The sequence below is a fragment of the Variovorax paradoxus genome, assembly GCF_902712855.1.
Classification (GTDB): Bacteria; Pseudomonadota; Gammaproteobacteria; order Burkholderiales; family Burkholderiaceae_C; genus Variovorax; species Variovorax paradoxus_Q.
Genome location: NZ_LR743507.1, coordinates 3,114,897 through 3,127,710 on the forward strand (window position 1 = coordinate 3,114,897; position 12,814 = coordinate 3,127,710).

A 12,814-nucleotide genomic window follows, 5' to 3' on the forward strand; every position below is an offset into this window, starting at 1 on the left:
CCGAGCACGGCGCAAACCCCTGTCAGCCTATGGCCGCATTAGGGAAATGCCCGCTTTTCGCAGCTTGAAAAGCCTAAAATAGGGCGCAATTGCGTACCCATAGCGCGTTTTTCATATCCTCGTCACGCGCTTTCGACTGGAGCTTCGTTTGAACAATCAGTGGTTTTCCAAAGTTGCCGTATGGCTCGTCATTGCCATGGTGTTGTTCACTGTGTTCAAGCAGTTCGACACCCGCGGTGGCGTCGGCTCGGGAGCAGTCAGCTACTCCGAGTTTCTGGACCAGGTCCGGAACAACCAAATCAAGAGCGCCGTCATTCCTGAAGGCGCTGGCGGGGGCGAGATCATCGCCGTCACCAACGATGATCGAAAAATCCGCACGACCGCCACGGTCCTCGACCGCGGCCTCGTGGGCGACCTGATCGACCACAACGTCAAGTTCGACGTCAAGCCGCGCGAAGAAGGCTCGTTGCTCATGACCTTGCTGGTCAGCTGGGGTCCTATGCTGCTGCTGATCGGCGTGTGGATCTACTTCATGCGCCAGATGCAGGGCGGCGGCAAGGGCGGGGCGTTCAGCTTCGGCAAGAGCAAGGCCCGCATGATGGACGAGAACAACAACACGGTGACCTTCGCCGACGTTGCGGGCTGCGACGAAGCCAAGGAAGAAGTCCGTGAGGTGGTCGACTTCCTGAAGGATCCCCAGCGCTTCCAGAAGCTAGGCGGCCGGATTCCTCGCGGCCTGCTGCTGGTCGGCCCTCCCGGGACCGGCAAGACGCTGCTGGCCAAGTCGATCGCCGGCGAAGCCAAGGTTCCTTTCTTCTCGATCTCCGGTTCGGACTTCGTCGAAATGTTTGTTGGCGTGGGCGCGGCACGTGTGCGCGACATGTTCGAGAACGCGAAGAAGAATGCACCCTGCATCATCTTCATTGACGAAATCGACGCGGTGGGCCGTCAGCGCGGTGCCGGTCTCGGCGGCGGCAACGACGAGCGCGAACAAACCCTCAACCAGATGCTGGTCGAGATGGACGGTTTCGAAACCAACCTCGGCGTGATCGTGGTGGCAGCGACCAACCGCCCGGACATCCTGGACGCCGCACTGTTGCGCCCCGGACGTTTCGACCGCCAGGTGTACGTGACGCTGCCGGACATCCGCGGCCGCGAGCAGATCCTCGGCGTGCACATGCGCAAGGTTCCCCTGGGCCAGGACGTCAATCCGGGCGTCATCGCCCGCGGCACGCCTGGCATGTCGGGCGCCGACCTGGCCAACCTCTGCAATGAAGCTGCCCTCATGGCCGCCCGCCGCAATGCGCGTGTCGTCGAGATGCAGGACTTCGAGAAGGCCAAGGACAAGATCTTCATGGGCCCCGAGCGCAAGAGCATGGTCATGCCCGAGGAAGAGCGCCGCAACACGGCCTACCACGAGTCCGGCCACGCCCTCATCGGCAAGCTGCTGCCCAAGTGCGATCCCGTCCACAAGGTCACGATCATTCCCCGTGGCCGCGCCCTCGGCGTGACGATGAGCCTGCCGTCGCAGGACCGCTACAGCTACGACCGCGAGTACATGCTGAACCAGATCAGCATGCTGTTCGGTGGCCGTATCGCCGAGGAGGTGTTCATGCACCAGATGACCACCGGCGCCAGCAACGACTTCGAGCGTGCGACCTCCATCGCGCGCGACATGGTCACCCGCTACGGCATGACGGATGCGCTGGGCCCGATGGTCTACGCGGAGAACGAGGGCGAAGTGTTCCTGGGCCGCTCGGTCACCAAGACGACCAACATGAGCGAGCAGACCATGGAGAAGGTCGACTCCGAAGTGCGCCGCATCATCGACGAGCAGTACGCCCTGGCGCGCAACCTGATCGAAGAGAACAGCGACAAGATGCACGCCATGGCCAAGGCGCTGCTCGAATGGGAAACCATCGACAGCGAGCAGCTCGACGACATCATGGCCGGTCGCGCCCCCCGTCCTCCGAAGGACTGGACGCCGCGCATTCCGCCTTCGGGCAACGGTGGCGGCAGCGGCGGCACACCGGCGGTGTCGACCGACCCGGCTCCCAACGCAGCGTGAGCGTGAGCCTGGTGTCCAACCACAACGGGGCCTCGGGCCCCGTTTTCGATGGTGGGCCTGCATCGGCGGCGGCGAGCTGGTGGCAGACCTCGCGTTTTCGCATCGACCTCGCCCAGCCGCGCGTGATGGGCATCGTCAACGTTACGCCCGATTCCTTTTCCGACGGCGGCGCACATGCCTCGACGCAAGCCGCGCTGCGGCATTGCGAGCAGTTGCTGAACGAGGGCGCCGACATTCTCGACATCGGCGGTGAATCGACCCGCCCCGGCAGCCCTGCGGTGCCGCTGGACGCGGAACTGGCGCGCGTCGAGCCGGTGGTGCGCGAAGCGGTCAGGCTCGGCGTGCCGATCTCCGTCGACACCTACAAGCCCGAAGTGATGCGCGCAGTGCTCGATCTGGGCGCCGACATCGTCAACGACATCTGGGCGCTGCGCCAGCCGGGTGCACGCGAAGCGGTCGGTGCGCATCCGTCTTGCGGCGTCTGCCTGATGCACATGCACCGCGATCCGCAGACCATGCAGGCCGTGCCGATGGCGGGCGACGTGATTCCGCAGGTGCTGGATTTCCTCAGCGCACAGGTGCAGGCGCTGCGCGCACTTGGCGTCGATGCTTCGCGCATCGCGCTGGACCCCGGCGTGGGCTTCGGCAAGACAGTGGCACAGAACTTTGCATTGCTGGCGCGCCAGCGCGAACTGATGGCGGGCGGCTTGCCGCTGCTGCTCGGCTGGTCGCGCAAGTCGTCGATCGGTGCGGCGACCGGCATCGAGCTGGCGGGCGAGCGCATCGTGCCCAGCGTTGCTGCTGCGGTACTTGCCGTGGACCGTGGCGCGGCCGTGGTGCGGGTGCACGACGTGCGCGACACCCTCGCTGCCCTGGCCGTATGGCGCGCCATGAAGGCGCAGGAACCACAACAAACACAAGAGAGAACTTCACAGACATGACACGCCAGTATTTCGGCACCGACGGCATCCGAGGCACCGTCGGCCAAGCCCCCATCACCCCCGACTTCGTGCTGCGTCTGGCGCATGCCGTGGGCCGGGTGCTCAAGAAGACGCAGGCACGCCCGACCGTGCTGATCGGCAAGGACACCCGCATCTCCGGCTACATGCTCGAGTCGGCGCTCGAGTCGGGCTTCAACTCCGCGGGCGTCGACGTGGTGCTGCTCGGGCCGCTGCCCACCCCGGGCGTGGCCTACCTCACACGCGCCCAGCGCGCCAGCCTCGGGGTGGTGATCAGCGCCAGCCACAACGCATACCCCGACAACGGCATCAAGTTCTTCAGCGCGCAGGGCACCAAGCTCGACGACGCGTGGGAGCTGGCAGTCGAAGCCGTGCTCGAGGAAGCGCCAGTGTGGGTCGATTCCGCCAACCTGGGCAAGGCCCGGCGCCTCAACGACGCGCCCGGCCGCTACATCGAGTTCTGCAAGAGCACCTTCGCCAACGACCTGACGCTGCGCGACATGAAGCTGGTGGTCGATGCCGCACACGGCGCCGCCTACCAGGTGGCGCCCAACGTGTTCCATGAACTGGGCGCCGAGGTGACGAGCATCGGCGTGTCGCCTGACGGCCTGAACATCAACAAGGGCGTCGGCGCCACGCATCCGCAAGCGCTCGTGGCCGCGGTGACGGCGCAGAAGGCCGACTACGGCATCGCACTCGACGGCGACGCCGACCGCCTGCAACTGGTCGACGCCACCGGCCGCCTGTTCAACGGCGACGAACTGCTCTACCTTATGGTTGCCGAGCGCATCGCACGCGGCGAGAAGCCCTTCGGCGTGGTCGGTACGCTCATGACCAACAAGGCCGTGGAGATGGCGCTGCGCCAGCAGGGCATCGAGTTCGTGCGGGCCAAGGTCGGCGACCGCTATGTGCTCGAGGAGCTCGAAAAGCGCGGTTGGGTGCTGGGCGGCGAAGGCTCGGGCCACCTGCTGGCGCTCGACCGCCACACCACCGGCGACGGCATCGTGAGTGCGCTGCAGGTGCTGCAGGCCTGCGTGCGCAGCGGCAAGACCGTGGCGCAACTGCTCGAAGGGGTCACGCTGTTTCCGCAGACGCTGATCAACGTCCGCATTTCGCCCGAGCAGGACTGGAAGGACAACACGGCGCTGGCCAGCCAAACCGCACGCATCGAGGCCGAGCTCGGCGACGCGGGCCGCGTGCTGATCCGTGCGAGCGGCACCGAGCCGCTGGTGCGCGTGATGGTCGAGGCGCGCGATGCCGCACAGGCCGAGTCCTGCGCCAGGCGTCTCGCGGACACGCTGCAGCCGGCGCAGTGACTCTCATCGACGTTCGCCTGGTGGACTATCGCGACGCGGCGCAGGCCGCGGCATTGGTCGAGCTGCTGGACGCGTATGCCAGCGATCCGGCGGGAGGCGGCACGCCGTTGGACCCCGCGGTGCGCCGTGGCCTTCCTGCTGCGCTGGCGGCGCGGCCGCAGGCTTTCAGCGTGCTCGCGTACGACGGCGAGAACGCCGTGGGCCTCGTCAACTGCATCGAGGGTTTCTCGACCTTTGCATGCAGGCCGCTGGTGAACGTGCACGACGTGGTCGTGCTGTCCGGCCATCGCGGACATCGCGTGGCGCAGCAGATGTTTGCGATGGTCGAGCAGGAGGCACGAAGGCGCGGTGCCTGCAAGCTCACGCTCGAGGTGCTTTCGGGCAATGCGCCTGCGCTGCGTGCCTACGAGCGAGAGGGGTTCGAGGGCTACCAGCTCGACCCGGCTTTCGGCCACGCCGTGTTTCTGCAGAAGAAACTCTGAAAAGAAAAAGGCCGACGCGCGGTGTACGCCGTCGGCCTTCTTTTCTCGACACTCTCCGTCCGGGGGAGGGAGAGGAAGGAAACCACGTCAGAAGCGCGTCACGGGCATTTCCGCGTCGATCTTGCCGGGCGCGTACTTGCCAAGCTCCCACTTGGCGATCGCATTGCGGTGGACTTCGTCCGGACCGTCCGCAAAGCGCAGCGTGCGTGCTCCGGCGTAGGCGGCCGCCAGCGGGAAGTCGTCGCACATGCCGCCGCCGCCGTGGACCTGCATGGCCCAGTCGATCACCTGGCACGCCATCGACGGGGCGACGACCTTGATCATGGCGATCTCGTTCTTGGCGACCTTGTTGCCGGCCACGTCCATCAGCCATGCGGCCTTCAGCGTGAGCAGGCGGGCCATGTCGATCTTGCAGCGGGCTTCGGCAATGCGTTCCTGCGTCACGGTCTGGGACGCAACGGTCTTGCCGAAGGCCACGCGCGACGAGGCGCGCTTGCACATCAGTTCGAGTGCGCGCTCGGCCAGGCCGATGAGGCGCATGCAGTGGTGGATGCGTCCCGGGCCGAGGCGGCCCTGGGCGATCTCGAAGCCGCGTCCTTCGCCCAACAGCATGTTGCCGGCGGGCACGCGCACGTTCTCGAAGTACATCTCGACGTGGCCGTGCGGCGCGTCGTCATAGCCCATGACGTTGAGCGGGCGAACGATGCGGATGCCCTTGGCGTCTGCCGGCACCACGATCATGCTCTGCTGAGAATGGCGGGGCGCCTCGGGGTCGCTCTTGCCCATGGTGATGAAGACCGCGCAGCGCGGATCTGCTGCGCCCGAGATCCACCACTTGTGGCCGTTGATCACGTACTCGTCGCCCTGGCGTTCGATGCGCGTCGAGATGTTGGTGGCGTCGCTCGATGCCACTTCGGGTTCGGTCATGGCGAAGGCGGAGCGGATCTGGCCTTCGAGCAGCGGCTTGAGCCAGCGTGCCTTGATTTCGTCGGAGCCGTAACGCGCGATGGTCTCCATGTTGCCGGTGTCGGGCGCCGAGCAATTGAAGGCTTCGCTGGCCCACGGCACCGCGCCCATGATCTCGGCCAGCGGCGCGTATTCCTGGTTGGTGAGGCCCGCGCCCTCGTAGCCCGAGGCGGCGGCGCTGTCGACCGGCAGGAACAGGTTCCACAGGCCTTGGGCCTTGGCTTTTTCCTTGAGCTTCTCGACGGTCTTCAATGCCGTCCAGCGCTTGCCCGCGACCGTGTTGGCCGCCAGCTCGGCGTGGTACTCGGCCTCGGCCGGATAGATGTGGTCGTCCATGAACGCCTGGACGCGCTTCTGCAGGTCTTTGGTCTTGGCCGAGTATTCGAAATCCATCTTCGTCTCCTGGTGGGTGTGGGGCGGCTTATGCCTTTTGGGCAAATTGCCAGGCCATGTCGGCCATGGGGCGGGCGCCGCGGGCCGAAGCCACGGCTTGCTCGCTCGACGCGGTGCCGGCCTCGACCCGCTTGGCAATGCCTTGCAGGATCGCGGCCATGCGGAACAGGTTGTAGGCCTGGTAGAAGTTCCAGTCGGGCGCGAGCGCCTCGGGCGTGCTGATGCGCGTGCGTTCGCAATAGCGACGGATGTATTCGCTCTCGGTGGGAATGCCCAGAGAGACGAGGTCGACGCCGCCGATGCCGCGCCCGGTGGTGGGCGGCATGTGCCACGACATGCAGTGGTAGCTGAAGTCGGCCAGCGGGTGGCCCAGCGTGGAGAGCTCCCAGTCGAGCACCGCGATGATGCGCGGCTCGCTCGGGTGGAACATCACGTTGTCGAGCCGGTAGTCGCCATGGACGATCGACACCTTGCTTTCGTCGCGTGCGCTCGCAGGCATGTGCGCCGGCAGCCAGTCGATCAGCCGTTCCATGGCCTCGATGGGCTGCGACAGTTCGCCGGCGCCGTCGGCCGAGGCCTTGTACTGCTTGCTCCAGCGGCCGATCTGGCGCTCGAAGTAGTTGCCGGGCTTGCCGTAGTCGGCCAGGCCGCGAGCGGCGAAGTCGACCGTGTGCAGCGCGGCGATCACGCGGTTCATCTCGTCGTAGTAGGCCGCGCGCTCGGCGTTGCTGAAGCCGGGCAGCGACTGGTCCCAGAGCACGCGGCCCTGCATGAATTCCATGACGTAGAAGGCACGGCCGATGATGGCTTCGTCCTCGCACAGGCAATGCATGCGCGGCACCGGCACGTCAGTGCCGGCCAGGCCGCTCATCACCTTGAACTCGCGCTCCACCGCATGGGCAGAAGGCAGCAGCTTGGCGACCGGGCCCGGCTTGGCGCGCATCACGTAGCTTTGCGACGGCGTGACCAGCTTGTAGGTCGGGTTCGACTGGCCGCCCTTGAACATCTCGACCGTCAGCGGACCCTTGAAGCCCTCGAGGTTCTTCTCGAGCCAGGCTGCAAGCGCATCGACGTCGAAAGCGTGCTGTTGCGAGACGGCACGGGTGCCGATGAAGTTGGAGAAGTCCTGGCTCATGTCGATTGTCTTGTCTGTACGTGTTCTAGTCTTCGGCTTCCGAGACGCGCATCAACGCCGCGCGGTCCAGCACCACGAGGCCGCCCGGCTCGATGCGGATCGTGCCCTCGCGCTCCATCGTCTTCAGTTCCTGGTTGACCCGCTGGCGCGATGCACCGAGCAGCTGCGCCAGTTCTTCCTGCGCCAGTTGCAGCCCGATGCGCATCTGGCTGCCGTCGTCCAGGTTGGGCACACCGTAGCTGCGCACGAGGTGGATGAGCTGCTTGGCCAGCCGCGCGCGCAGCGGCAGGGTGTTGAGGTCTTCCACCAGCCCGAACAGCGTGCGGATGCGCCGCGCCTGCAGGCGCATCAGCGCTTCGTAGAGCTCCACGTGCGCCGTCAGGATCTTCTGGAAATCGGCCCTCGCCACGCACAGGATCGTGCTGTCGCCATGCGCATACGCATCGTGCGTGCGTCGGTCCCCGTCGAACATCGCCACGTCGCCGAACCAGATGCCCGGCTCCACGTAGGTCAGCGTCACCTGCTTGCCCGACACCGCCGTCGAACTGACGCGCACCGCGCCCCTGGCGCAGGCGATCCAGTGTTCGGGCGGGTCGCCGCGGGCGGCGATCAGGTCGCCGTCCTTGAAGCGTTTGACGAATGCGCATCGGAGGATGTCGTGCCGCAGCGATGGAGAAAGGGAAGAAAACCAGCGACCACTGTTGATCGCTTCACGTTCTTCGATGGTAAGAATGGGGTCGTCCATTGGTCTGTCCTCTCGGCGACTGGAAAGCTGGTGGGTGTCACGGGAGCGACGCCGCGAGGCGCTACTCGTACTGCGGCGGCTTCTTCTCGAGGAAGGCCGCGATGCCGATGCCCGCGTTCGCGTGGTGGAGGTTGCGCACGAAGTGGTCGCGCTCCTGCGTGAGCTGCGAGGCCAGCGTGGCACCCCGTGCATCGCTCAGCAGCTCCTTGATGCTGGCCAGCGAGTTGGGCGCGCGGGCATTGAGCTTGGCGGCCAGCGCCAGCGCGCCGGCGAGCGCCTGGCCGTTTTCGGTGAGCTCGTTGACCATGCCCAGCGCATGCAGGCGCTGCGCACCGATGCGCTCGCCGTTCATGAGCCATTCGCTGGCCAGCTGGCGCGGCAGCTGCTGGCCCAGGTGCCAGCTCAGCCCACCGTCGGGCGACAGCGCCACGTTGCTGTAGGAGGCTGCGAACACCGCGTCGCGCGCCGCCACCACGAAGTCGCAGGCCAGCGCGAGCGAAAAGCCCGCGCCCGCGGCCGCACCTTCGACCGCCGCGATGATCGGCTTGGGAAAGGTGCGGATCGAATCGATCCAGTTGTGCAGGCCCTCGATGCTCTCGGCCTGCACCGAACGGTCGAGCTGGCGGTTGGCCAGCAGCCGCTGCAGCGAACCGCCGGCGCAGAACCATGCGCCTTCGCCCACGATGACGACGCTGCGGATCTCCGCGCTGCCCTCGGCGCCGTTGAGCGCCTCGATGCCGGCGGCGTAGATCTCGGGACCCAGGGCGTTGCGCTGGGTCGGGTTGGAAATCGTCAGCACCATGGTGCTGCCTTCGCTCGTGCTCTTGAGTTCGGCTGTCATGGCGTGCTCATTCTTCTTCGTGCAGCAGGCTCAGGCCCAACGCGCCGCGGCGGCGCAGCCACGGGCTCGGGCGATAGCGCGGGTCGCCGTACACCGTCTGCAGGTTGAACAGCACCTCGAGCATGTTGGTCGGACCGTAGAGGTTGCCCATGGCCAGCGGGCCACGCGGATAGCCCAGGCCCAGCTGCACCGCGGTCTCGAGGTCGGCCGGCGTGCACACGCGTTGCTGGCACATGTCGGCGGCGATGTTCACGATGGTGCCGATCACGCGCTGCGTGACGAAGCCGCCGCTGTCGCGGATCACGCTCACCGCCTTGCCGTCGCGTGCGAAGAGGGCGTGCGCCGCGTCGCGGATGTCGCGGCGCGTGGCCGGGTTGGTGGCGAGCACGCGGCGCTTGGTGGCGGCGTCGTCGATCAGCATGTCGATGCCCACGGTGCGCGTGGCGTCCAGGCGCTCGACCGCAGCCACCGTCGTCACATCGAAGCCCAGCGGCGCTACCAGGATCAGCGAATGCGCAGCCGGTGCCGCGCCGCTGTCGATCTGCGCGCCCAGCGTATTCACGAGACGTAGCAGTTCAGCACGGCGCGCAGCGCGCGGCGACACCCACACCGAAGGCGTGCCGTCGACCACAGGAGGCGCAGCCTCCGGCGCCTGCTGCATCACGCCGTCGGTGTAACGGTAGAAGCCTTCGCCGGTCTTGCGGCCCAGCGCGCCGGCGGCCAGCCGCTGCGCGGTGATCACGCTCGGACGGAAGCGCGGCTCCTCGAAGTACTGGTGATAGATCGATTCCATCACCGGGTGCGACACGTCGAGGGCGGTCAGGTCCAGCAGTTCGAACGGGCCGAGGCGGAAGCCGGCCTGGTCCTTCAGGATGCGGTCGATGGTGGCGAAATCGGCCACGCCTTCGCCGACGATGCGCAGCGCCTCGGTGCCGTAGCCGCGGCCCGCGTGATTGACGATGAAGCCGGGCGTGTCCTGCGCCTGCACTGCGCTGTGGCCCATCTGCACGGCATAGCCGGCGAGCTGCTTGCAGACTTCGGGCGCGGTCTTGAAGCCCGCGACCACCTCGACCACCTTCATCAGTGGCACCGGGTTGAAGAAGTGGAAGCCGGCGAAGCGCTCCGGGTGCTTCAGGCCCGCCGCGATGGCCGTGACCGAGAGCGACGACGTGTTGGTGACCAGCGTGGCTTTCTCTCCGACCACGTCTTCGAGTTCGCGGAAGAGCTTGCGCTTGACCTCGAGGTCTTCCAGCACCGCCTCGACCACCAGATCGCAGCCGGCAAGCGCCTGCATCGAATCGACGGCCTTCACGCGGGCCACGTACGCATCGCGTGCGGCGGTGTCGATCTTGTTCTTTTCGAGCAGCTTGCTCCATTGGGCGGCAAGGGTTTCGCGTCCGCGCTCAGCAGCGCCGGCGAAGCTGTCGAGCAGCAGCACTTCGCTGCCTGCCTGGGCTGCGATCTGCGCGATGCCGCGACCCATGGCGCCGGCGCCGACGACGCCGATTCGGGGGTAGTTCACTGTCATTTGCTGGAAGGTTTCAATGGTTGAGTGGTATCCGGGGCCTGCCGTGCAGGCGACTGCAGCAATTCGGCCGGGTGCCGGGCGGGGCAGTCGAAGGCTCCGATTTTGCAGTGCCGCGCGCAGGGCGCGTGACGGGTTTTACGCGAAGCTGCTTTTCAGCGCTCAGGCCGGCCGGCTGCTGCGGTCGATGGCCACGCTCAGCGAGATGGCGATCAGCATCAGCGCCAGGCCGACCCAGTTCATCCAGGCCTGCGCGTCGTGCGCCAGCAGCCAGCCTCCCAAGGCCGCGCCAACGGCCTGTCCGACGTAGATGCCCGAGCTGTTCAGCGCCACCGAGCCCGGCGCCAGCGCAGGTGCCAGGCCCACCAGCCGTGCCTGCTGGGCCGAATTGGCCGCGAAGCAGCCCAGGCCCCAAGGCACGAGCAGGACGGCCAGCCATGCCAGCGTGGAGGCCAGCGGCCAGACCAGCAGGCTCGAGGCGATCAGCGCAGTCGTGACGAGCACCATGCGCCCTGCGCCGATGCGGTCGATGAAGCGGCTGACCAGCATGTTGCCGGCCAGTCCGAAGGCGCCGAACAGTGCCCACATCACGCTCAGCGTGGTGGCGTCGGCACCGAAGTCCTGCTTGAGAATCGGGCCGAAATAGCTGAACAGCACGAACTGGCCCGCACCCTGCAGCGCGGTGACCGACACGATGCCCATCAGCACCGGGCTGCGAAGCACGCGCGACCACGCAGCGGCGGTGAGCGCGGCAGGGCGGATGCCGCCGGGCAAGGTGAACCAGACGGCTGTCGCGCTGGCGACACTGAGGATCGCGATGGCGACGAACGCCATCCGCCAGCCCAGGTGTCCGCCGATCAGGGCGCCGATCGGCAGGCCCAGCACCGATGCCATCGACCAGCCCAGGAAAACGAAGGTGACGGCACGCCCGCGCTGTTCGGGCGGCACCAGCAGGCCGACGCAAGCGGCCGCCTGGGGCGTGAAGATCGCGGGTGCAATCACCGTGAGCATGCGCACCGGCAGCAGCGTGCCGAAGCTCGGCATGAGTGCCGCGAGCGCATGTCCGGCTGCGTACCAGACCATGGTGAGGGCCAGCAGTTGCCGGCGATCCCAGCGCGCAACGGCGGCCGCCAGCAGCGGTGCTCCGATGCACATCACCGCAGCGGCGGCGGTGATCAACTGGCCCGCGGTGGCTACGCCGACCGAGAGGGAAACGCTGATCTCGTTGAGCGTGCCGGGCACGACCATCACGCCCGTGCCGATCACGAAGTTGCCGGCTAGCAGCGCCCAGAGCGCGTGCTGCGACGCGCGCCGTGGCGCAGGCAGGTTCACCGGCGGACCTGCAGCGCGCCGGGGTTCACGATGTTCGTGGGATTGCCATTGATGTAGCTGACGACGTTGTCGAAGGCTTGCCCGAAGTAGCTCTCGTAGCTTTCCTGCTCGACGTAGCCGATGTGCGGCGTGCAGATGCAGTTCTCCAGGCGCAGCAACGCGTGGCCCTGCAGCGGCGGCTCGCTCTCGAACACGTCGATGGCCGCCAGACCAGGACGTCCGCGGTTGAGGGCGGCGAGCAGTGCATCGGCCTCGACCAGCTCGGCGCGCGAGGTGTTCACGAACAGCGCCGTCGGCTTCATGCGCGAAAGGTCTTCCAGCGTGATGAGGCCGTTGGTCTCGTCGTTGAGCCGCAGATGCACCGACAGCACGTCGGCTGCGGCAAAGAATTCATGGCGGTTCTGCGCTACCTGGAAGCCGTCGGAACGTGCCTTGGCGCAACTGGCTTCGCGGCCCCATATCACGACCTGCATGCCGAAGGCCTGGCCGTAGCGCGCAACGAGCTGGCCGATGCGGCCGTAGCCCCAGATGCACAGCGTCTTGCCCTTGAGCACGGAGCCGACGCCGAAGTTCGGCGGCATCGATGCCGACTTGAGGCCCGACTGCTGCCAGGCACCGTGCTTGAGGTTGCTGATGTACTGCGGCAGCCGACGCATGGCGGCCATGATGAGCGCCCACGTCAGCTCGGCGGGTGCCTGCGGCGAACCCGAGCCCTCTGCCACCGCCACGCCCCGCTCGGTGCAGGCCGCGACGTCGATGTGGCCGGCAACGCGGCCGGTCTGCGAGATGAGCTTGAGCTTGGGCAGCTTCTCGATGAGCTGGCGCGAGATCTGGGTGCGCTCGCGAATCAGCACGATCACGTCGGCATCCTTGAGGCGGACCGACAGTTGTCCAATTCCCTTGACCGTATTGGTATAGACCTTGGCCGCGTACGCGTCCAGCTTGGCGGCGCAGCGCAGCTTGCGCACCGCGTCCTGGTAATCGTCGAGGATCACAATGTTCATGGCGTGCCATTGTGCCTCGCAGCATTGGAATGTCGTGCCAGCGAACGT

11 protein-coding genes are annotated in these 12,814 nt (G+C 66.8%); 4 read left to right on the top strand and 7 right to left on the bottom strand.

Annotated elements, in window-relative coordinates; translation table 11 throughout:
* The first annotated feature begins 148 nt into the window (after nucleotides 1-148).
* The 4 genes from ftsH to AACL56_RS14305 all read left to right on the top strand — a co-directional run bounded on the left by ftsH (nucleotide 149) and on the right by AACL56_RS14305 (nucleotide 4,825).
* Nucleotides 149-2,068, top strand: coding sequence for an ATP-dependent zinc metalloprotease FtsH (ftsH, locus tag AACL56_RS14290; RefSeq protein WP_339090466.1), 1,920 nt, complete (start codon nucleotides 149-151; stop codon nucleotides 2,066-2,068).
* 125 nt (nucleotides 2,069-2,193) lie between these two features.
* A complete protein-coding gene (gene folP, locus AACL56_RS14295) occupies nucleotides 2,194-3,009 on the top strand; it encodes a dihydropteroate synthase (protein WP_339092875.1) in 816 nt (271 codons plus the stop codon).
* On the top strand, nucleotides 3,006-4,343 hold the full coding sequence (gene glmM, locus AACL56_RS14300) for a phosphoglucosamine mutase (RefSeq protein WP_339090467.1): 1,338 nt from the start codon (nucleotides 3,006-3,008) through the stop codon (nucleotides 4,341-4,343). The genes folP and glmM overlap by 4 nt, the downstream gene beginning before the upstream one ends.
* Nucleotides 4,340-4,825, top strand: a complete 486-nt coding sequence (locus tag AACL56_RS14305; protein WP_339090468.1) for a GNAT family N-acetyltransferase — start codon at nucleotides 4,340-4,342, stop codon at nucleotides 4,823-4,825. The genes glmM and AACL56_RS14305 overlap by 4 nt, the downstream gene beginning before the upstream one ends.
* A gap of 87 nt (nucleotides 4,826-4,912) precedes the next feature.
* Here AACL56_RS14305 and AACL56_RS14310 read toward each other — a convergent pair whose 3' ends face one another.
* The 7 genes from AACL56_RS14310 to AACL56_RS14340 all read right to left on the bottom strand — a co-directional run bounded on the left by AACL56_RS14310 (nucleotide 4,913) and on the right by AACL56_RS14340 (nucleotide 12,766).
* Nucleotides 4,913-6,184, bottom strand: coding sequence for an acyl-CoA dehydrogenase family protein (locus AACL56_RS14310; RefSeq protein ID WP_339090469.1), 1,272 nt, complete (start codon nucleotides 6,182-6,184; stop codon nucleotides 4,913-4,915).
* A 28-nt stretch (nucleotides 6,185-6,212) separates the two neighbouring features.
* Nucleotides 6,213-7,319, bottom strand: coding sequence for a phosphotransferase (locus tag AACL56_RS14315; RefSeq protein WP_339090470.1), 1,107 nt, complete (start codon nucleotides 7,317-7,319; stop codon nucleotides 6,213-6,215).
* Nucleotides 7,320-7,344: 25 nt separating this feature from the next.
* Complete coding sequence (locus AACL56_RS14320) at nucleotides 7,345-8,064, bottom strand: Crp/Fnr family transcriptional regulator (RefSeq protein WP_339090471.1); 720 nt, start codon at nucleotides 8,062-8,064, stop codon at nucleotides 7,345-7,347.
* A gap of 61 nt (nucleotides 8,065-8,125) precedes the next feature.
* Nucleotides 8,126-8,905 (bottom strand): oxepin-CoA hydrolase, alternative type, encoded by a 780-nt coding sequence (locus AACL56_RS14325; RefSeq protein WP_339090472.1) that lies wholly within the window; start codon nucleotides 8,903-8,905, stop codon nucleotides 8,126-8,128.
* A gap of 7 nt (nucleotides 8,906-8,912) precedes the next feature.
* Nucleotides 8,913-10,433 (bottom strand): 3-hydroxyacyl-CoA dehydrogenase, encoded by a 1,521-nt coding sequence (locus tag AACL56_RS14330; protein WP_339090473.1) that lies wholly within the window; start codon nucleotides 10,431-10,433, stop codon nucleotides 8,913-8,915.
* Nucleotides 10,434-10,592: 159 nt separating this feature from the next.
* Nucleotides 10,593-11,762, bottom strand: coding sequence for an MFS transporter (locus tag AACL56_RS14335; protein ID WP_339090474.1), 1,170 nt, complete (start codon nucleotides 11,760-11,762; stop codon nucleotides 10,593-10,595).
* Nucleotides 11,759-12,766, bottom strand: coding sequence for a D-2-hydroxyacid dehydrogenase family protein (locus tag AACL56_RS14340; RefSeq protein ID WP_339090475.1), 1,008 nt, complete (start codon nucleotides 12,764-12,766; stop codon nucleotides 11,759-11,761). Before AACL56_RS14340 ends, AACL56_RS14335 begins: the two co-directional genes overlap by 4 nt.
* Nucleotides 12,767-12,814: the final 48 nt, after the last annotated feature.